This window comes from Occallatibacter sp., from assembly GCF_035317045.1.
Taxonomy (GTDB): domain Bacteria; phylum Acidobacteriota; class Terriglobia; order Terriglobales; family Acidobacteriaceae; genus Telmatobacter.
In genome coordinates, this window is record NZ_DATHHT010000035.1 from 189,360 (window position 1) to 209,457 (window position 20,098).

General features: G+C 57.2%; 17 protein-coding genes and 1 tRNA gene. 14 read left to right on the top strand and 4 right to left on the bottom strand.

Annotated elements, in window-relative coordinates:
- Positions 1 to 8 precede the first annotated feature (8 nt).
- Entirely contained in the window at positions 9 to 2,384 is a 2,376-nt protein-coding gene (locus VK574_RS17665) for an Orn/Lys/Arg family decarboxylase (RefSeq protein WP_472801187.1), read from the bottom strand.
- A 633-nt stretch (positions 2,385 to 3,017) separates the two neighbouring features.
- Here VK574_RS17665 and VK574_RS17670 point away from each other — a divergent pair.
- Positions 3,018 to 3,257, top strand: coding sequence for a hypothetical protein (locus VK574_RS17670; RefSeq protein ID WP_472801188.1), 240 nt, complete (start codon positions 3,018 to 3,020; stop codon positions 3,255 to 3,257).
- A 259-nt stretch (positions 3,258 to 3,516) separates the two neighbouring features.
- Entirely contained in the window at positions 3,517 to 4,107 is a 591-nt protein-coding gene (locus VK574_RS17675) for a recombinase family protein (RefSeq protein WP_472801189.1), read from the top strand.
- Positions 4,108 to 4,447: 340 nt separating this feature from the next.
- On the opposite strand, the gene VK574_RS17680 is transcribed toward VK574_RS17675, so the two are convergent.
- Both VK574_RS17680 and VK574_RS17685 read right to left on the bottom strand, forming a co-directional pair.
- Positions 4,448 to 5,488 (bottom strand): SDH family Clp fold serine proteinase, encoded by a 1,041-nt coding sequence (locus tag VK574_RS17680; RefSeq protein WP_472801190.1) that lies wholly within the window; start codon positions 5,486 to 5,488, stop codon positions 4,448 to 4,450.
- Between the two features lie 187 nt (positions 5,489 to 5,675).
- A tRNA-Glu gene (locus VK574_RS17685) sits at positions 5,676 to 5,753 on the bottom strand.
- Between the two features lie 584 nt (positions 5,754 to 6,337).
- Here VK574_RS17685 and VK574_RS17690 point away from each other — a divergent pair.
- Positions 6,338 to 7,336, top strand: coding sequence for an efflux RND transporter periplasmic adaptor subunit (locus tag VK574_RS17690; RefSeq protein WP_472801191.1), 999 nt, complete (start codon positions 6,338 to 6,340; stop codon positions 7,334 to 7,336).
- A gap of 68 nt (positions 7,337 to 7,404) precedes the next feature.
- Entirely contained in the window at positions 7,405 to 10,584 is a 3,180-nt protein-coding gene (locus VK574_RS17695) for an efflux RND transporter permease subunit (RefSeq protein ID WP_472801192.1), read from the top strand.
- 5 nt (positions 10,585 to 10,589) lie between these two features.
- Here the strand turns inward: VK574_RS17695 and VK574_RS17700 are convergent, their stop codons facing one another.
- Positions 10,590 to 10,913 (bottom strand): ComEA family DNA-binding protein, encoded by a 324-nt coding sequence (locus VK574_RS17700; RefSeq protein ID WP_472801193.1) that lies wholly within the window; start codon positions 10,911 to 10,913, stop codon positions 10,590 to 10,592.
- Between the two features lie 101 nt (positions 10,914 to 11,014).
- Between VK574_RS17700 and VK574_RS17705 the strand changes: the two genes are divergently transcribed.
- From VK574_RS17705 to VK574_RS17750, 10 genes are all read left to right on the top strand, one after another.
- Positions 11,015 to 12,886 carry a mechanosensitive ion channel family protein gene (locus VK574_RS17705; protein WP_472801194.1) on the top strand — a complete coding sequence of 624 codons (1,872 nt, stop codon included), beginning with the start codon at positions 11,015 to 11,017 and terminating at the stop codon, positions 12,884 to 12,886.
- A gap of 222 nt (positions 12,887 to 13,108) precedes the next feature.
- A complete protein-coding gene (hisI, locus tag VK574_RS17710; RefSeq protein ID WP_472801247.1) occupies positions 13,109 to 13,492 on the top strand; it encodes a phosphoribosyl-AMP cyclohydrolase in 384 nt (127 codons plus the stop codon).
- Entirely contained in the window at positions 13,485 to 14,360 is an 876-nt protein-coding gene (gene hisG / locus VK574_RS17715) for an ATP phosphoribosyltransferase (protein ID WP_472801195.1), read from the top strand. Before hisI ends, hisG begins: the two co-directional genes overlap by 8 nt.
- 20 nt (positions 14,361 to 14,380) lie before the next feature.
- Positions 14,381 to 15,694, top strand: a complete 1,314-nt coding sequence (gene hisD, locus VK574_RS17720; RefSeq protein ID WP_472801196.1) for a histidinol dehydrogenase — start codon at positions 14,381 to 14,383, stop codon at positions 15,692 to 15,694.
- Positions 15,687 to 16,784 (top strand): histidinol-phosphate transaminase, encoded by a 1,098-nt coding sequence (hisC, locus tag VK574_RS17725; protein WP_472801197.1) that lies wholly within the window; start codon positions 15,687 to 15,689, stop codon positions 16,782 to 16,784. Before hisD ends, hisC begins: the two co-directional genes overlap by 8 nt.
- Entirely contained in the window at positions 16,784 to 17,410 is a 627-nt protein-coding gene (hisB, locus tag VK574_RS17730; protein ID WP_472801248.1) for an imidazoleglycerol-phosphate dehydratase HisB, read from the top strand. The genes hisC and hisB overlap by 1 nt, the downstream gene beginning before the upstream one ends.
- The gene (hisH, locus tag VK574_RS17735; RefSeq protein WP_472801198.1) at positions 17,410 to 18,015 is read left to right on the top strand and encodes an imidazole glycerol phosphate synthase subunit HisH; all 606 of its coding nucleotides are present in this window, start codon (positions 17,410 to 17,412) and stop codon (positions 18,013 to 18,015) included. Before hisB ends, hisH begins: the two co-directional genes overlap by 1 nt.
- Positions 18,012 to 18,548: a YcxB family protein gene (locus tag VK574_RS17740; protein ID WP_472801199.1), complete on the top strand. Its 537-nt coding sequence runs from the start codon at positions 18,012 to 18,014 to the stop codon at positions 18,546 to 18,548. The genes hisH and VK574_RS17740 overlap by 4 nt, the downstream gene beginning before the upstream one ends.
- Positions 18,542 to 19,321, top strand: coding sequence for an imidazole glycerol phosphate synthase subunit HisF (gene hisF, locus VK574_RS17745; RefSeq protein ID WP_472801200.1), 780 nt, complete (start codon positions 18,542 to 18,544; stop codon positions 19,319 to 19,321). The genes VK574_RS17740 and hisF overlap by 7 nt, the downstream gene beginning before the upstream one ends.
- Positions 19,315 to 19,992, top strand: a complete 678-nt coding sequence (locus VK574_RS17750) for a 1-(5-phosphoribosyl)-5-[(5-phosphoribosylamino)methylideneamino]imidazole-4-carboxamide isomerase (RefSeq protein WP_472801201.1) — start codon at positions 19,315 to 19,317, stop codon at positions 19,990 to 19,992. Before hisF ends, VK574_RS17750 begins: the two co-directional genes overlap by 7 nt.
- Positions 19,993 to 20,098 lie beyond the last annotated feature (106 nt).

Below are 20,098 nucleotides of genomic sequence, written 5' to 3' on the forward strand. Positions count from 1 at the left end.
ATGTCCGGTTAAGCCGGTTCTTCGATGACAGCGCGCATCCAATAATCTCCGTTGCCATCGACTTCGATACCGTGGACCTCGCGCTCAAAGCCCGGGAAGCGCTTGCCGAACTGCTCCATGGCGAGGATGAGCTTGATGACGGGTGACTCGACGGCGCCGAGGCGTTCGCCGGGCATCGACATGGGTATCCCAGGAGGATACGGAACCAGCATGAAAGCGGCGATTCGGCCGGCCATCTCTTTGAAACGGATGCTTTCTGTCTCGCGGCGCACGAGCTTCTGGTAGGTCTGCGCAGGCGTGAGGATGGGATCGAAGTCCTCGTCGCACGCCGCATTGACGAGGCCGGGGAGGTCGAGCTCGATCATTGCCGCGTGCATCTCGTCGGAGAGCTCTCGAAGCGAAACGTTGCGGTAACGGAGGGGGAATCGCTGGACCAGCTCCGGGAGCGCCTCTTCAAGCGACGCATCCAAATCGTAGAGGCGCTTGAATTCGAAGAGGTTTTCAAGCAAGCTGCCCCATTTGCCTTTCGACGTTCCGACGGAGAAAAGCACGAGGACGGTATAGTCGCCGGTGCGGGCGATTTCGACGCGGCGCGAGTCGAGGAACTCGGTGAGGATGGCGGCGGGGATGCCCCATTGGGACATGACTCCCTGGGCGTTGACGCCGGGTGTCAGGATGGTCACCTTGGTGGGGTCGAGCATGCAGTAGTCATCGGGCGAGTCTTCGTTCTGATAGCCGTGCCAATCGTCTCCTCGCTTGAGGGTCCAACAGCTCGGTTCGGTGGTCAGAAGCTCGTCTTCGGCATCTTCAAACAGGATGCTTTCGCCGGTTGCTGGATCGATGACGCGTTCGGGCTGGTAGATACCGAAGAACCATCCATCGCCATTTTCGGATGTCGTGCGCAGGCGGTGAGCGATCGAACTCATGGCCTGGCGGAAGCTGATGGCATCTACGAGCGTCTCGTCCATCAATGTCGGGCCGGCGGGATCGTCCATCATGGCGGCGGCAACATCAAGCGAAGCAATCAGCGGATAGAAGGGCGATGTGGTGCCGTGCATCATGAATGCTTCATTGAACTGATCGAAGTCAAGCGGGGCGCGGTCAGAGAGCTTGACATGAATCATGGAGCCCATTGAGAACGCCGCCAGCATCTTGTGTGTGGATTGCACGGAGAAGATGACGGGACGGTCTTTCATTTCTTCCGGCACACCCATCGCAAAACGTCCTCGATAGAGGGGATGGAACTTCGCGTATGCGTACCATGCTTCGTCAAAATGAACACGTGGGACCGATCCAGCAAGTTGTTCCACCACTTCATCGACGTTGTAGCAGAGCCCGTCATAGGTGGAATTGGTGACCACGGCGTGTGTGGGATGCTGCGAGCGGGCACCGGCGGCGAATGGGCTGCGGTCGATCAGTTCTTGAACGGAACTCGGCGAGAAGCGCTTGAGCGGAACAAGACCGATCATGCCGTAGCCGTTGCGTGTGGGCTTGAAGTAGACAGGGCGGGCACCGGTGACGGTAAGCGAGTGGCAGATGGATTTATGGCAGTTGGCATCGGCCAGAACGATGTCGTCCTGCGCGATTACGCCGTGGCCGACAATCTGGTTGGAGGTGCTGGAGCCGCCGAGCACGTAAAACGTCCAGTCGGCGCCGAAGATGCGGGCTGCGTTGCGCTCTGACTCACCGGGAGGTCCGACGTGGTCGAGCCATGAGCCGAGCGGCGCCGACGAGATGCCCAGGTCGGAGCGAAACAGGTTTTCGCCGAAGAAGCGGTGGAACTCCTGGCCTACTGGGTGCTTGAGGAATGCAACTCCGCCCATGTGGCCGGGCGCGTCCCAGGAGTAGGCGGACTGATCATTGTATTTGAGGAGTTCGCGAAAGTAGGGCGGCAGCAGCTGGTCGTGGTAGCGCTCGATGGCGGTATCGAGGCGGGACGAGATAAAGGCCGGGGTATCGCCGAAGAGGTGAATGTACTCGTGAACCTGCTTGATGACTTCGAGGGGCAGTTCGGAAACGAGGGTGCGATCGGCGATGAGGAAGATGGGGACCTTTTTGTTGCGGTGACGCACGCCGCGGATAATGTCGAGCGCGGCGCGTTCTTCAAATTGCGAATCGCCTTCGAGGTCCCAGTCGAGCAGGACGGCGGAATAGCTGGGATCGGAGGTAACGAGCGAGAGGCCATCTTTCGGCGAGGTGGTGCGCGTGACGATGTATCCTTCAGCACCGATGGCCTCGACAAGGCGCTCCATGGCCCGGTCCGAGACAGATTCGGTCTGTCCGACCTCACTCGCAATCAACAACACCCAACGCTTCTCGTTCATCCGGTAGTGATTCTCCTGTTCCTTAAGGCCGTACACCACCCATGCGGGTTTTTGGAGCACGGCAAACACACCATTCTATCGTGAGTTGTGTTTCGGGTGTGTCAGCGGGAGGGGTGGGAACGTTAATCAATTGTGTGCAATTTGGGGAAGGACAGCGGGCTGGAAAAGGACAGATGCGGAGCGGCGTTCAGGCGTGGCGAGCATGGTCAAGATCGCGGAAAACGGATCGAAGCAGATACGATTGGCTGCCGGAGGACACGTCGGGACTTTCTGCGGGGAGTACAGATGGAGATTTTGGATTATATTTGGCGTCCCCGACGGGATTTGAACCCGTGTTATCGCCGTGAAAGGGCCTTTTATGGTGTTTGGCAATGTTTGCAAAGGTTAGGCTAAGTTTTGCAAAACACTGGTGTTAATGGCTTTGTATGGTGGGTAAGAGTTTTGTCCAGTTTGGGCATGTTATCAGGGGGAATAGTCACAATAGCGTCACAGAGGAAACAGCCGCTATTGATGGGGCCTCCTGAGTACATGGGCGTCCTACTTGCTGGCCTGTCCCGTCTCTTCGGTCGCAGGTGTGAGTGAGAGCTTGCCGTCGAGTTGCTTCGCAGCATCGAGCAAGAACTGCTGCGACAGATGGGCGTATCGGTCTGTCATTCGCGGATCAGCGGCGAGATGCATTCAGGTGGAGCGGGCATGGCTGCGCTCGAAATGTTGGTGAGACTTACGGAGCCAGGCGGAGGCAAGGTAGCGCCGGGTGAACTCGCACAGGCCGCTGCGCTCGGACCACGGAGCGTGGAAATTTGCTTCATGGAATCGGACGGCGATGGGCGCTTGCGCCCTGCCGACATGGCGGCAGGATTCTTCACACCACCCACCATCCAAGGTGAGAGGCCTGCACCCCCGATGCTGGATTCCTCCAGTGGGGATGATTGAAAAAGGGGGAGTCTCCACTCCTCCAAACCTCTCAGCCAGCATCCGAAAGGTCAAATCCTAGGCCCCTAGGAAGCTCACAGAGCAATTTGTGTGCCTAGGATGAGGAAACCCTACCAAAAATGGCCCTAGGGCCCCCAAATCAGGCCCATGTCTCAAAAAAGGGGTGCTTTTCAACCTGCAATTGGCCTAGCTTTCAGTGGCCGAAACTGGTGTTGCACTTAACATCCGTTTATTGAGACAATCAGTTCAGGGGGAGAGTATGAAAGTTGCCTTGTATGCAAGGGTCTCAAAGAAGGATGGGAAACAGGACACCGAAAACCAGTTGCGGCAGTTGCGAGGGTTCGCAAAGACTCAAGGGTGGAAGATCACCGCTGAATACGTGGACCGCGCCAGCGGCAAGCACAGTGACCGTGAACAATTTCGGAAGATGTTCACTGCTGCTTCTCGCCGCGAGTTCGATGTACTGCTCTTCTGGTCGCTCGACAGATTTAGCCGTGAAGGAACCGTGGAGACGCTGAATCATCTACAGCGGCTGACAAGCTACGGCGTGAACTACAGGTCGTTTACGGAGCAGTACCTAGACTCGACGGGCATCTTCAAAGAAGCTGTCATCGGAATCCTTGCCGCTGTAGCAAAGCAGGAACGTGTAAGACTGTCCGAGCGAACCATTGCCGGTCTGGAGAGAGCCAAGGCACAGGGCCGCATCGGTGGACGGCCAAAGGCATCCGACAATCCAAAGACTCTTCAGGGTGTACGCAAGCTGCGCGATCAGGGCAAGAGCATTCGACAGATCGCAGAGAAGCTACACCTCAGCACAAACACTGTTCTGAAGATACTCATGGTTGCATGAGGAGTCCATCAATTGATGTAAGTCAGAACCTACTTCTTTCGCGGGAAGGGGAGAGGGAAAAGAGAACTTAGCGTAGTTCCACTACTTCCTGAATTTCCTCTGAGAGCCAGTACTCAATCCCTGAAGTCCAATTAACTCCGGTGACTGAATTCAACTCTGGTAACACAATCGAAGAGTCTCTCGGTTCCGACACACTACTGAAGCGCTCCGGTGCGATCGGGTGGCTCAGTGTTGAAGTGTCTGTCAAAATCATCAAACTTTCCTCACATTCTTGGACGCGTAAATACATCGCATGGATGCAAGTAGGCACAGAATCAGCATACAACGGCTGTCAATGAATTCAATTTGAATTCTCCTTTACCCACCCGCTTTTGGTCACCAGAACTGCCGTTTGAATACCCCCCGCAGGATTCGGGGAGCCTTTAATTTGATAGGCTTGGCGAAAGATGTCTGCGTGGGATACCGATTCAATGAATGCCAGCCTAGATGTCTTCTCTGGGGTAGTTTCGCCAGTTGCAGGTAGGGTACCAGGAAATTGATCTAAGAACTCGAGAACAGGAACAAACGGCTCTTCCATGTCCATTTCCTTTTCGTACTGCTCATACAATGCCCACATAGTCTTCTCTACGTTTAAAGAGGGCACTGCCACTGCACCCAAGCCAACTTGGTCTTTGGCTTCTCGACGATTAATTGGATGACCATGAAAAAAGAGTTTTGAAGTCAAGCTGTCCACAATTTCTTCAATCTTGTGATCATCCGATTTGCCCATGTGAAGAGCAAGCAGTTTCTTCGCCATCATTCTGGATTGCGACAGAGACCTCTTAACATTTCCGAGAGCCAGAGGATGCACTCTCTCTGCCAAAAGCCTGAACGCTTGAATTAATTCATCCTCATGTTGAATCCCAGCATCCTCTTTGACCAACGCAATGTATGCAGTCACGTCCTCCACGCTAATCCCGATGAGCTTACTGGGATCCTTCGGATCGGGAGGATTGAATGGGTTCGTCACAGTCGGATCGGTCGGTCCAAGCATTCCCATCGGGTGCATCACGATTTCGTTCGCACCGAGGGCCGTCAACGTGGCGGCGCTGAACGCCTTGAAGGGAACAAGCACCGAAAATTTGGAAGCAAATTCACGAATCAAAGTGACAAGCCGCCAAGGCACCGTTCCATCTCCCCCATTGCTATGGAGGAACAGATCCACCTTCACATCTTTTTTGGGCTTGTCTATGGCTCGCAAATGATCGTAGATTTTGCGAACCGAATCCATCGCCATCTGAACTTCTCGATTTGAGCGAGTGCTCGTGATGTAGGAAACTAGATGGCTTCCTCGCTCCTTTTCCAACTGCTTGATGAGCCCCACACGTTCTGCTCTGCCCAATTTGACTCTCCACTAGCAAGGATGTTGGGAAATATACAGCGTGAGTCGATGCTGAGTCATTGATATTCAATTTTCTATTGAACGAAAGTGGCAGATTGCACCGGATTCGACAGGGCAATCGTCACAATAGCGTCACAGGGGCCACATGTAGGCAGCCTACACATTGCTGTAAGTTATTGATTTTATTTGGCGTCCCCGACGGGATTTGAACCCGTGTTATCGCCGTGAAAGGGCGGTGTCCTAGGCCGGGCTAGACGACGGGGACGCTATTGGAAAGGGCAGAAAGGCGGTCAGATTGGCCGGGATGCGCCCTTAAGAAGGGTACCAACCTGTTGAACCCATGTCAAAGAAGCGAATTCAGTTGTCAGTTTTCAGTTCTGAAATCCCCAGGACCGGCAATTCCGCCGACCTGTCCGAGGTGCTCAACCGAGTCCCACTGAGTTTAACTGGTGGATGCATCCCGTTCGCTTTGATCCGATTGCCGGGTTGGGAGAGAGCGCCTGACGTTACAGCAGACCGGGTGGCAACAACGCGCATGTGGCGATGGCGATTTTTTGCGACAATCGGCTGGACTGATGCGTCACCGAGGCCTGTCATACTCAACCAATTTTGCTTATCAGGGTGCAACGATTTCTGTGCGTATCACAGAACACGCTGACTCGCGGGTTGTAACATAAATCCTGCATTTCGTTCTCCATCGCCCGGGAAAAGGGGCGTGGGACTGAGTAAGGGGTCACAATTTTGAAACGCATTTTTTGTGCAAGCAGCACTTTGCTGGTTGGATTGGCTGTAATCGGATGCCAGCAGGCTCCGCAGAAGGCTCCCCAGGGAGCCGCTGGGATGCAGGCGATGCCAGTGAAAACGGTAGCGGTGCAGTTGCAACCGGTGGCCCAGAGCAACGAGTACATGGCAACGATCAAGTCGCGGCGCTCGGCAACAATTCTGCCACAGGTGAGCGGACTTCTGACCAAAATCCTGGTGCACAGTGGCGAGCACGTGAAGGCCGGCCAGGCGCTGATGGAGATCGATCCGCGCCAGCAGCAGGCGACGGTGGCTTCGCAGGGAGCGACGGAGCGGCAGAAAAAGGCCCTGTACGACTACGACAGCATCGAACTTGGTCGCCAGAAGAAGCTGTTCGACGCCGGCGTGACGAGCAAGGACGCGCTGGACCAGGCGCAGCAGGCCTACGACAATGCCAAGGCTGACTACGAAGCTGCCCGGGGAACGCGAGACGTGCAGGAGGCTCAGCTGGGGTACTATTCGGTTCGCGCACCGTTTGACGGAGTGGTCGGAGACATCCCCGTGCACGTGGGGGACTATGTATCTCCGCAGTCGTCGCCGACGAACTTTTTGACGACAGTGGACCAGCCCGGGGATCTCGAGGCGTACATCTATATTCCGACCGAGCGGTCAAGCCAGGCGCGCATGGGCCTCGCCGTAGAGTTGTACGACACGAGCGGAAAGCTGCTGGAGAAGTCGAAGATCGATTTCCTGTCGCCGCAGGTGGATCCAAATTTGCAGGGCATTCTGGCAAAGGCGCCTGTGCGCCCCACGCCAGACATCATGCGCAACGCGCAGTTGATCAAGGCGCGGGTAATCTGGAGCACCAAGCCGATGGTGGTGGTGCCGGTTCTGGCAGTTACGCGGCAAGGCGGGCAGCCGTTCATTTACGTCGCGCGGAAGCAGCCGAATGGGCAATACATCGCCGCGGAGACGCCCGTCACGCTTGGAGACACCGTCGGAAACTCCTACTCCGTCACCTCTGGCTTGAATGCGGGAGACCAGGTGGTGGTGTCGAGTACGCAGTTCCTTGTGAACGGAATGCCGGTTTCTCCGATTCCTGGCTAAGCATGGCTGCTGCCTGCAGGCAGTGCGCGTGAAGGCGCGGGCCGGAACACAACGAAAGAGGACTCATCTTGTTTGTTGATTTTTTTATTCATCGACCGGTGTTTGCAACGGTTTGCGCGCTACTGATTATTCTGGCGGGAGCGGTTTGCATTCCCACTCTTCCGGTGGCGATGTATCCCACGCTGTCGCCGCCACAGGTGAACGTAACCTGCAACTATGTGGGCGCGAATGCCGATACGGTGGAGAAGGCTGTCACCATTCCCCTCGAAGAGGCGATCAATGGAGTGGAGGGCATGCGCTACATCCGCTCCGCCAGCACCAATAGCGGGACGAGCCAGATCACCGCGACCTTTCAGACCGGCTACAGCCTGGATATCGCGGCCGTCGATGTGCAAAACCGTGTCGCCAGCGTAACGGGACGGCTGCCTGCGGCCGTGAATGCAACCGGAATCACGATTACCAAGGCAAATACCAATTTTGTGTTCGGCGCGGGATTCTTTACGCTCGATGGACGCTATTCTCACGAGTTCATCTCGAATTACCTGGATGTTTACGTAAAAGACGCGTTGAAGCGCGTGCCGGGAGTGGGCGACGTGAATATCTTTGGCGAGCGCAAGTACGCGATGCGCGTGTGGCTCGATCCGCTGAAGCTTTCAGTGAATGGCCTTACGGCAACGGACGTGATCAACGCGCTCCTCGAGCAGAATGTCGAGATTCCCGCCGGCCAGCTGGGACAGCCGCCGGCCAACGAAAACCAGGCCTATCAGATCCCGGTGCGCGTGGTGGGGCGTCTTTCGAGCCCAGAGCAGTTCGACAACATCATTATCAAGAGCAATGCCAACGGACTAATCCTGCTGAAGAATGTGGGACACGCTGAGATTGGTGCGGAGGACTACAGTTCGTCGCTCGAATACAACGGGCACTCGGCGCAGGGCGTTGGCGTGATTCAACTCTCCAACGCGAATGCGCTCGATGTAGACACCAAGGCAAAGGCCGTTTTGCAGGAGCTTTCGAAGAGCTTTCCTCCGGGACTTCAGTATGCCGTCGCATTCGATTCGACAACGGTTGTCGGGGATTCGATCCGCGAAGTGCTTGTGACTCTTGGCGAGGCCATCGGGATCGTCATTCTCGTGATCTTTCTGTTCCTGCTGGATTGGCGCGCGACGATCATTCCGGCAGTGACAATTCCGGTTTCGCTGATTGGGACCTTTGCGTTCATTCGGATCTTCAACTTCTCAGTCAACTCGCTGACGCTGTTTGGAATTACGCTGGCGACCGGCTTGGTGGTGGACGACGCGATCGTGGTGATCGAGAACGTGCAGCGACACATCGCCATGGAGCACTCAAACCCGCACGAGGCGGCGTCACGCGCGATGAGCGAGGTGACGAGCGCGGTGATTGCAACGTCGCTTGTGCTGATTGCCGTGTTTGTGCCGGTCTCGTTTTTTCCGGGGACGACGGGAATTCTGTACCGGCAATTTTCGCTGACTATCGCCTTTTCGATTGCGATTTCGGCGTTCAATGCTCTGACGCTTTCGCCGGCGCTTTCAGCGATGTTCCTGCGCGGCGAAGAGGCGCGGCCGCAGCAACTTGATTTTCTGCACATCAAGCCGCTTTCGCGAGCGTTTGCGGGGTTCATTCACGGCGCAGATGGGTTGGTGACGTGGCTGGGCAAGACGTACGCAAAGATTATTCACGTGGCGCTGCAGCTTCGGTTCGTGTTGTTGTTGGTCTTCTTTGTCGGGCTCGGAGCGACCGCATGGATCTACAGGACCGTTCCGACTGGCTTCATTCCGCAGGAAGATCAGGGGTATTTAATTGGAATCGTGCAGGCGCCGCCGGGCTCTTCGCTGGCTTATACCACTGCTCTTGCCGATCGCGCGCAGGCGGTTATCTATTCGAATAAAGATATTGTCGGTGCGTTTTCGATCATGGGTTTCAGCTTTACGGGGAACGCTTCAAATGCGGGATTGATGTTTATCAGCACGAAGCCTGCGAAGGATCGCAGGGGAAAGGGTCATTCTGCAGCGGATATTGTTGCCGACCTTTCTCCAAAGCTCGGTGCATTCATGTTTCAGCCTAACGGCGGTCTCGTCGCCGTGATCCAGCCACCGGCCGTGCAGGGTGTCGGCAGCTATGGTGGCTTCCAGTTCATGCTGCAGGATACGGGCGTGAACACCATCTCTGATCTTGACCGTGTGGCGCACCAGGTTGTCGGAGCCGGACGCGCGCGTAAAGACGTGACCGGGCTCATCACAACATTTTCGGCAAACGATCCGCAGGTGCTCGTCAACATTGATCGCGACAAGGCGAAGGCGATGAATGTGCCGCTTTCGCAGATCACCACTGCGCTCGGCGTGTTCATGGGTTCACAATACGTGAACGACTTCGATTTCAATAACCGCACCTACCGTGTGTATGTACAGGCCGACCAGCCTTATCGCATGACGGCGAAAGACCTGCATGATTACTATGTTCGGTCGGATTCAGGACAGATGATTCCGCTGGACAATCTTGCGGCGGTAACGGAGAGCTCGGGTCCGCCGGTGATTACGCACTACGACCTGTTTCGCGCGGTCGAGATCGATGGATCGCCCGCGCCTGGATTCAGTTCGGGCCAGGGAATCACGGGCATGGAGGAGTTGGCAAAGCAAAACATGATGCCCGGCATGCGTTACGAATGGACCGGACTGACGCTGGATGAGATTGAATCGAGCGGGCGCGCACTGATCATCTTTGGGCTCGGACTTCTCGTGGTGTATCTCACGCTTTCGGCGCAGTACGAGAGCTTTGCGTTGCCTTTCATCATTTTGCTGGCGGTGCCGATGGCGGTGCTTGGCGCACTGGGGTTGGTGGCGCTGCGCGGCATGTCAAACGATGTCTACTGCCAGATTGGGCTGGTGATGCTGATTGGTCTCTCGGCCAAGAACTCGATTCTTATCGTGGAGTTTGCCGAGCAATTGCGGCGCAAAGGCCGATCGATTGCGGATGCTGCAATTGAGGCGGCGGAGTTGCGGCTTCGTCCGATTCTGATGACTTCGTTCGCGTTCATCCTAGGGGTACTGCCGCTGGTATTTGCAACAGGTGCGGGCGCGCTGGGAAGACGCTCAGTGGGCACAACGATTGTGGGCGGCATGCTGTTCTCAACCGTGCTAAACCTGGTGTTCATTCCCGTGCTGTACGTGTTGTTGAGCCGGCTGTTGCGACGCGGCGACGATCATGGGGCGGCGCAGGAGGAAGCGATCTAATAGCCTTAAGACTTGCTGCGATGCGCGATGATGTAGTCCTTGATGCGGTCGTATACCTGACTCGGGACTACACCTCGATCGACGAGGTCGTTTTTGCCACGATAGGGGCGGTAGCGAATGATGCGCGCAGCCCAGGTGCGCGTTATGCCGGGAACCTTCATGAGTTGATCGAGGGTCGCGGAGTTGAGATCGACGCGCTCTTCCGGCGCGGGCCGAGTCTGAAAGAAGGCTTGGGCTTGTGCGGATTGAGAGGCGAAACCCGCATAACCGGTCGAGAGAGTATAGATGAGCGCAGCCGCCAGGGTTCGAAAGAAAGGTTGTATCCTCACTGGCCTATTCTGCTCCCCGGGCGATGGACGCGTAAACCTTCAGTCAGGAACATGGCGAAAAGATGGAGACTGGGAGGCCGGTTTCCTGCAAAAATGGTGTTATGGCAATCCCCCCAGTTGCTTCTTCCGCCGGACAAAAGCTGCGCAGTCGAGTGCTTGGCAGCACGCGGCTCGTCATTCTTCTCATTCTCTTCGCGCTGCTGGCAGTGTGTCTTGTATTTGCGTGGACTACGCGCGATGCGATGGGGAATCTGTCGTTCCTGAATCCAAAGAACAATCCCAACCGCGCGATCGGCGGGAAGAAGACGATTGTGGATGTGAGTCCGTGGCAGACCGCACAGGCACTCGCTCCGCTCGCCATGACAGCGGAGGAGAAGGAGTACGCGCAGGATGCCGAGAGACTTGCAGACCACGAAGTCGACCAGGCATTCGCGTCGTCGTTGCGCCAAGCCACGCTCGACTCGCAGCACATAACCCTTACCGGCGATGCGCTGGCGCTTTCGAGGAAGGTGACACAGTTGCAACAGCTCATCGCTCAGGACAAGGATGACGTGCAAACGATCACCGAGCACTTGAAGTTGCCTCCGCCAAAGAACGGCAAGCCTGCCGAGTATGACGAAGGCGACCTGCAAGTGTCGAAAGCGCAGCTCGGGTTAGACACGGATGAGCTGGCCGACGCGCAGCAGGATCTGGATCGGGCATCCGGGGACCAGACATCGCAGATACAAGCAGAGCTGAACGCGCACGAATCCACGATGCGCGAGTACGACAAGCGAGTTCACGAGGGCGGCCAGTTGGCGGTCATCTCAGAACGCCGCTACGGAACCATGGCTGGACGCATTGGTGCGTGGTTCAGGCAGCGAAGCCGCTACGATCTGCTGCAACAAGCTCTAAACCAGACGAGAGCCGACATTGCAAGCCTGACCGCGCAGCATAACGCACTTGAGACGAAGGCCAACTCAGCCGCGGTCCACACAGACGATCTTGACGAGAAACTCGAGGGGCTCAAGGACAGAACCGCGCAACGGCAGATTCTCAGCATCCTGGACGATCGCATCCAGACGGAGCAGCAGCTGGCGACCGTGTATGGCAAATGGTCCGCGCAAGTACTGCTCCAGCATCGCATAGTGCTCCACCTGATTCTGCAGTCGCTGGCGTTGATTGCGTTTATCGGTATCTGCATGGTTTCTTGCGATGCCCTGGTACGCCGGCTGATGGACACGCCCGTACTGGACCGCCGGCGTTCGCAGACCCTGCGCAGCATTCTGGAACTCTCCATCCAGGTCGTCGGGGTCGTGATTATCCTGCTGGTGATTTTTGGTACGCCCCGTGAGACGCCGACAATTCTTGGCCTGGCGACGGCAGCGCTTACGATTGCGCTGCAGGACTTCATTATTGCGTTCCTCGGCTGGTTTGTGCTGATCGGCAAGAACGGCATTCACGTGGGAGATTGGGTGGAGATTGACGGGGTGGGCGGTGAGGTGATCGAAGTGCGGTTGTTCACCACGACACTGCTGGAAACCGGGACACTTGCGGACAGGGGCTTGCCGACGGGGCGCAGAATCACCTTCATGAATGGGTTTGCCATCCGCGGGAAGTACTTCAACTTCTCGACCAGCGGGCAATGGATGTGGGATGAGATTTCGTTGACTCTGCCTGCGACGGAGAATGTACACGAGCTGCTCGACCGTATTCAGAAGGCGGTTGTGGGGGAGACGGAGAAAAATGCCGGTCTCGCCGAGCAGGAGTGGAAGCGTGGTGCGCACGGCGACAGCCTTAGCCGATTCAGCGCGACCGCCGTGGAGAACCTGCGTCCGTCGGCCTCAGGCATAGAGGTTCTGGTTTGCTACGTGACGCGCGCATCGGAGCGATTTGAAGTGCGGAACCGGCTGTATCAGAAGCTGATTGAGCTGCTGCGCAATCCCGGACCGAAGACCGAGCCGGACGCAACTGTCGGCGCGAAAAGCGGGTAGACTGCCCGCGAGCATTTCTGATTGAGCACGTGAGGTTGACACCCGTTGATGGATGCCTTACTTTTGAAACAGATGCACAGCAGCCGCCATCACGGTCATCACCACCATCATGGAACATCCATGCCGGCGGACTGTCATGGCCTGAAATAGACGGCCAGAGAGATCGAAGAACCCCAAAGCCCGCCGGCACAAGAGCCGGTGGGCTTTTGATTTTGCAGCAGAATCCAACGTAAATCGAGAAAGACGATGAACTCACAACCAACAATTGATTTCGAAAAGATGGACGGCCTTGTGGCCGGCATCGTGCAGGATGCGCAGACCGGCGAGGTGCTGATGCTGGGTTTTCTAAATCCGGAGAGCTACGCTAGGACGCTTGAGACGGGATTTGTTACCTTCTGGAGCCGCTCGCGGCAGAAGCTGTGGATGAAGGGCGAGACCAGCGGCAATCGGCTACGCATTGTTTCTGCAGCAACCGACTGCGACAACGATTCGCTGCTGTTTCGTGTGATGGTGGATGGCGACGGGCTGGTCTGCCACGAGGGCACCGTAAGTTGCTTTACGAAGCCAGTTGCGTTTTCAAAAGTGGTGGAGGTGGCGCGTGGCTAACAAACTCCGGCTCGGATTGCCCAAGGGCAGCCTTCAGGATTCGACCATCGCCCTCTTCAAGCGCGCGGGGTGGAATATATACACGGACGGGCGATCGTATTTTCCGTCGATTGATGATGCGGAGATTGAATGCATGCTGATTCGCGCGCAGGAGATGGCGCGCTACGTCGAACACGGCGTACTCGATGCCGGACTAACCGGCATTGATTGGGTAGTGGAAAGTGGACTGGATGTTACGAGCGTGACCACGTTGACGTACGCAAAACAGAGTCGGCGCAAGGTGCGCTGGGTGCTTGCAGTGCCTGATGCGAGCCGGTATCAGAGGGCTGAAGATCTGGAAGGGAAGATTATCGCGACGGAACTGGTGGAAGTCACGAAACGATACTTTGCCGAAAAGGGCGTGAACGTAAAGGTAGAGTTTAGCTGGGGCGCGACCGAGGTGAAGCCGCCAACGCTCGCTGATGCGATTGTGGAAGTGACTGAAACGGGCAGTTCACTCAAGGCGAATCATCTAAAGATCATTGACACCGTGATGGAGAGCGAGACCCACCTAATCGCCGGAAAGATTGCTTTGGTCGACGACTGGAAGCGTGAAAAGATCGACCAGATCGCGGTGATGCTACGGGGAGCGATCGATGCGCAGTCGCAGGTTGGCCTGATGCTCAACGTGCAGCGCGCTGATCTCGAAGGTGTGCTGGCGGTGTTACCGGCGTTGAATTCGCCGACGATATCGCAGTTGAGCGATTCGGATTGGGTCGCGGTGAACACGATTGTCGAAGAGCGCGTTGCGCGGGATGTAATTCCCAAGCTGAAGGCTGCGCGTGCAACCGGGATCGTCGAGTATCCGCTAAACAAAGTAGTGCTGTAGGAAGAGACGGGACGAGAACGATGAAGGTGATTCGAACTCGAGGGCGAAGAGCAGGTGAAGCTGCCGCCGTCTTGGCTGCGCTGGAAAGGCGGGGTGGCGCGGCCCTGGACTCCGTGCTGCCGGCGGTGAAGCGCATCGTCGCGCGTGTCCGCCGCGATGGTGATCGGGGGTTGCTTCGCCATGCTGCACAATTCGACGGGCTTGAGGATGCGTCGCGGTTGAGGATTGAGCCGCAGGAGATGGCAGTGGCATGGGATGCGATTGATCCGGCGCTCCGCGAGGCGCTCAGGGCGGCGGCGGGACAGATTCGGCGGTTCGCGAAGCAGCAGCTTCCCAAGTCATGGAGCAGATCTTCGACGGCAGGGCTCACGGTGGGACAACTTGTGCGGCCGATCAGTTCGGTGGGTTGCTATGTGCCCAGTGGGCGCCATCCGTTGCCTTCGACGCTGCTGATGACGGCAATTCCCGCGCAGGTGGCGGGAGTGGAGCGGGTTGTTGCGGTTTCGCCGAAGCCTGCACTGGAAACACTGGCGGCGGCACATCTGCTTGGCATCAGCGAGTTCTATCGCGTTGGTGGGGCACATGCGATTGCGGCGTTGGCTTACGGTACGGCGACGATTGTGCGGGTGGACAAGATTGTGGGGCCTGGCAATTTGTATGTGACAGCGGCCAAGCGGCTTGTTGCATTTGATTGCGCGATTGATATGCTGGCGGGGCCGACAGAGGTTGTCGTCATCAGCGAGCGCGGCGATCCGGCAGAAATTGCGACAGATCTTGTTGCGCAGGCTGAGCACGATCCAGAGGCGCTTGCGATTTTCGTGACGACTCGAAGTGAACTTGCGCGACGGGTGGTTGGGGAAACCAGGAAGCAAAGTCGCAAGAATCCCATAGCGCGCGCGGCGCTCGATCGGAATGGGGTTGCGATTATTGCGGCGGACGTTGAGGAGGCTCGTGAAATTACGAATCGGCTTGCGCCAGAGCATTTGACGGTGGATGCGGTTGAGGATCTGGAGTGGGTGTCGCATGCCGGCTCGGTGTTTGTGGGCCGATGGTCGGCGCAGCCGATGGGCGATTACATTTCGGGGCCGAACCATACGCTGCCGACTGGCGGGATGGCGCGGGTGCGTGGCGGACTTAGCGTGAATGATTTCGTGAAGCTCGTTACGGTGCAGGAGTACACTGCGCGAGGAATTCGCTTGCTGGGTGCTAAGGCAGCCTTGCTGGCGGAGGCGGAGGGCTTGACTGGACACACTGAAGCAATTCGCGTGCGGTTGCGCAAGGCTTCACCGAAGCAAGTTTCGGCTGGTGCACGCGGAAGCAGGGCCCATGCGTAAATCCGCTTCAGTTGTTCAACCGATTCCGCGTGCGCGTGTTCAGGCGATGAAGGAGTATCACCCGCCGCTGGGGAATCGCGATGCGATGCGGCTCGACTTCAACGAGAACACGGTTGCGTGCTCGCCTAGAGTGCGCGAAGTTCTGGGCCGCATCTCAGGCGGGGAGCTTACGCGCTATCCGGAAAGAGCGCCGGTGGAGAGGATAGTGGCGAAACACGTGGGCGTCGCGCCGGAGCAGGTTGTTTTGACAAACGGAGTGGATGAGGCGATTCATGTTCTGTTCGAAACATTTCTCGAGGCAGACGACGAGCTGCTGCTACCAGTTCCGACGTACACGATGTACGAGGTATACGCCTCGACAACCGATGCACGCACGGTGAAGGTGCAGGCTGGTGGCGACTTGCAGTTTCCGTATGAGCGGCTACTGAGCGCGATTACGCCGCGGACGAAGATCATTGCAATCGCAAATCCCAACAGCCCCTCGGGGTCGATTGCGACGCGAGAGCAGATTGTCGAGATTGCGCAGCGGGCTCCGCAGGCCGTGGTGCTGGTAGACGAAGCGTATTTTCACTTTTATGGCGAGACCGTGATCGACCTGATTGATACGGTGCCAAACGTGATGGTGGCGCGGACTTTTTCGAAGGCGTACGGACTGGCGGGGTTACGGCTGGGAGTGCTGGTCGGGCCGGTAGAATCGATGCAATGGATCCGGCGCGTACTTTCGCCGTACAGTGTCAACTCGCTGGCGCTGGCTTGTTTGCCTCCGGCGTTGGAAGACGCAGCCTATCTGAACTGGTACGTCGGGGAAGTGAATGCGGCGTGTGCGGAGTTTGCAACTGCGCTGGACGCGGCGGGTGTGCGTCGATGGCCGAGTAGTGCGAATTTTATCCTTGTGGAAATCGGGTCAAGACACGCTGAATTCGTCCGCCTGATGTCGGACTGTGGCGTACTGGTGCGCGATCGATCGAATGATCCGGGATGTGACGGTTGCGTTCGCATCACGATTGGCACGCGAGAGCAGATGGGCGAAGCCGTGGGCGTATTGAAGAGGACGCTGGAGACACTGCGCGGCTGCAAGGAGGGGCGATGATGGCTATTCGATTGCGGAAGAGTTCGAGTAAGAATGCAACTCGCAGGGGCGTCGTTGTACGCGATACGAACGAAACTCGCATCGCCATTGATCTTAAGATCGAAGGCAAGGGGCAGTACAAGATCTCCACCGGCATCCGGTTTTTCGATCACATGCTGGAGCTGTTTTCGCGGCACGGGGCGTTTGACTTGGAACTCACGTGCAAAGGCGACTTGGATGTTGATCAGCACCACACAGTTGAGGATGTGGGGATCGCGCTGGGTGAGGCTTTCGATCGTGCGCTGGGCGACAAGCGCGGGATACTGCGCGCGGGCTATTTCATCATGCCGATGGACGAGACGCTGGCGATTGCCGCGGTGGATTTGAGCGGGCGGGCGGCGTACGCAGTGGACACAAAGGTAAGGACGCGCTTGGTCGGCGACCTCCAGTCGGAGTTGGTGACGGATTTCTTCGAGGGGTTTGCGCGGGGCGCCCGGGCGAATGTGCACGTGAAAACGATGTACGGCCGGTCGAATCATCACAAGATCGAGGCGATCTTCAAGGCGTTTGCGCGGGCGTTGCGTGTGGCATGTTCGCGCGATAAGCAACTGGGCGAGTTGCTGCCGAGCACCAAGGGGCTCCTTTGATGCGCGTCACGGTCATTGACTACAAGGCCGGAAATCTGACTTCGGTATTGAAGGCGCTGCGGCACCTGGGTGCGGACGCAGTGGTAACGGATTCGGATTTGTCGCTGATCGGGTCGGCGGAGCGGATTGTGCTGCCAGGGGTCGGGCATTTTGCGGCGACCGAGCGGTTGGATTCGACAGGTATGACCGAAGCAATCCGGACGGCGATTTCGCGGGGAGTGCCGTTTCTTGGAATTTGCGTGGGAATGCAGTGGCTGTACGCAGGGTCGAGCGAAGCGGCGAATCAGCGGGGGCTTGGACACTTCAAAGAGTCGTGCACGCGATTTCCGGAGTGCAACCAAAAGGTTCCACATGTGGGTTGGAACTCATTAGAGACCAATTCAGGATCGCGCCTTCTTGTTGGAGTCGGGGCGGGCGAGTTCGTCTATTTTACGCATTCCTATAAGGCACCCATCACGACTGAAACCGCTGCGATGGCACATTACATTGAGCCTTTCGCCGCTGCCGTGGAAAGCGGCAACGTGATGGGTGTTCAGTTTCATCCGGAGAAGTCTGGAGGGACAGGACTGAAGATTTTGCGCAATTTTATGGAGGCCAGAGCTTGAGGATTCAATTCACTCTTACGCTGGCTGATTATCAAGCTGCGCAATATCTTCGTTGGCACCAATCATCCACTCGGCGCTTTGTCCATTTCTTCGTCTATGAGGGCATACCGATTCTCGCGGCTGTGACTGGGTGCGTGGTTGTCAAAAAGCTGGGTTTACCTGGGCTGGGAATGCCCTATTGTTTTGAAACCCTCTTCGGCTTGACTGTTGCGGTCGTCTACTTGAAGCTGACGGCCAAAGGACGGCAAGCCAAGAGATACAAGAAGCAATTTGAACGCAGATTCTCATCCGAGGAAAGAACTGCCTGGATTGAAATGAACGACTCAGCTGTATCGTCTGCAATCGCCGGAACTGCCGCGGAGTCGTTTGAGTGGAACAAAATCATCGAATTCGCACAAGACGACAAGATGACGCTCCTCTATTTGACAGAGAAACGGTTCCTGCTCTTCCCGACTCCCGCGCTGGACTCTGCGGATCGTGCCGACCTTGACGACCTAATCGCCAGCCAATTCGCCGCGAGGATGTCATGCTGACCAAGCGAATCATTGCCTGTCTCGATGTCCATGAAGGGCGGGTAGTGAAGGGCGTTCAGTTTGTGGACATCGTGGATGCCGGTGATCCGGCGGCGCTTTCGGCGCGACATGCGCGGGAAGGCGCGGATGAAATTGTGCTGCTCGACATTACGGCTACCCACCAAGGGCGGCAGACATTGTTGGAGACGGTGCGACGCACGGCGCGTGAGTTGTTCGTGCCGTTTACCGTGGGAGGCGGCATTCGCAGCGCAGAAGAGGCGGAGCAAGTGTTCGAGGCCGGCGCAGACAAGATCAGTATCAACTCGGCGGCTCTGGCCGATCCCACGCTGATCGGCGCAATTGGGCGCACTTTTGGAGCGCAGGCTGTGGTGGTGGCGATCGATGCGAGGCGTGATCCAGAAGCCGACGACCCGGTGCGCGATGCGCAAGTGTTTGTGCAGGGTGGACGCAAGCCATCCGGACGACGTGTGGTGGAGTGGGCGCTGGAGGCGGAGGCACGTGGAGCGGGAGAGATTCTACTTACGTCAATGGATGCGGACGGGACGCGGGCGGGATTTGATTGCGAACTCACAGCGGCAGTGAGCGAGTCGGTGAATATTCCGGTGATTGCATCGGGGGGCGCGGGGACGGTGGCGCACTTCGTCGACGTGTTTGGCAGAGGGAAGGCAGACGCGGCGCTCGCGGCGAGTATCTTTCACTTCGGCGTGTCGAGTGCGCGGTCACTCAAAGAGGAACTGGTTGCCGCAGGCGTTCCGGTGAGACTGCCATGCTGATTCCTTCGATTGATCTCATGGGCGGCCGGATCGTGCAACTGGTGCAGGGCGAGAAGCTGCGGCTCTCGTTCGATGACTTCGAATACTGGATCGAGAAGTTTTCACGGTTTCCACTGGTACAGCTTATCGATCTCGATGCGGCGATGCGACAAGGCGATAACTCTGGCCTGGTCGTGCAGATCGCGCGGCGGCTTCCATGCCAGGTGGGAGGGGGGATTCGTTCGACCGAACGGGCCAGCGAGATTATTAACGCGGGTGCGATGCGGGTCATCATCGGCTCCGCATTGTTTTCGGAAGACGGAAAAGTGAATGCAGATGTTGCTTCAGCGCTTGCTGCGGCTGTGGGGGCGGAGCGAGTGGTTGCGGGAATCGACACCAAGAATGGGCGCATTGCGGTGAAGGGCTGGAAGGCGCAGGTGGCGCTGACTCCGGATGAAGCGATACCGCAGCTTGATCCGTTTGTGGCTGCGTATCTTTATACGCACGTGGATGGCGAGGGGTTGATGCAGGGCTTCCCGATTGACGCTGCGGCACGTCTGCACGGACTGACCGCGCGCCAGCTCATCGTGGCAGGCGGCATCCGAAGCCAGCAGGAAGTGGACGACCTGGATGCGATGGGCGTGGACGCCGTGGTGGGGATGGCGGTTTACACGAATCTGCTTGTAGTGTGATTTTCGCTAAGGCAATCGCGGCATCTCATATTCTGCTGGAATCCGCAACGCATCAGATATTCTGAAAGCATCGGTAAGAAAAGAGCACGAAAGGAAGAGCATAGAC

Bases quoted from the DNA above. Each gene is read 5' to 3' on its own strand.
- hisD (WP_472801196.1), top strand. From the start codon at position 14,381: ATGAAGGTGATTCGAACTCGAGGGCGAAGAGCAGGTGAAGCTGCCGCC.
- VK574_RS17675 (WP_472801189.1), top strand. From the start codon at position 3,517: ATGAAAGTTGCCTTGTATGCAAGGGTCTCAAAGAAGGATGGGAAACAG.
- VK574_RS17750 (WP_472801201.1), top strand. From the start codon at position 19,315: ATGCTGATTCCTTCGATTGATCTCATGGGCGGCCGGATCGTGCAACTG.
- hisB (WP_472801248.1), top strand. From the start codon at position 16,784: ATGGCTATTCGATTGCGGAAGAGTTCGAGTAAGAATGCAACTCGCAGG.
- hisC (WP_472801197.1), top strand. From the start codon at position 15,687: ATGCGTAAATCCGCTTCAGTTGTTCAACCGATTCCGCGTGCGCGTGTT.
- VK574_RS17705 (WP_472801194.1), top strand. From the start codon at position 11,015: ATGGCAATCCCCCCAGTTGCTTCTTCCGCCGGACAAAAGCTGCGCAGT.
- hisF (WP_472801200.1), top strand. From the start codon at position 18,542: ATGCTGACCAAGCGAATCATTGCCTGTCTCGATGTCCATGAAGGGCGG.
- VK574_RS17690 (WP_472801191.1), top strand. From the start codon at position 6,338: ATGCCAGTGAAAACGGTAGCGGTGCAGTTGCAACCGGTGGCCCAGAGC.
- VK574_RS17670 (WP_472801188.1), top strand. From the start codon at position 3,018: ATGGCTGCGCTCGAAATGTTGGTGAGACTTACGGAGCCAGGCGGAGGC.
- hisH (WP_472801198.1), top strand. From the start codon at position 17,410: ATGCGCGTCACGGTCATTGACTACAAGGCCGGAAATCTGACTTCGGTA.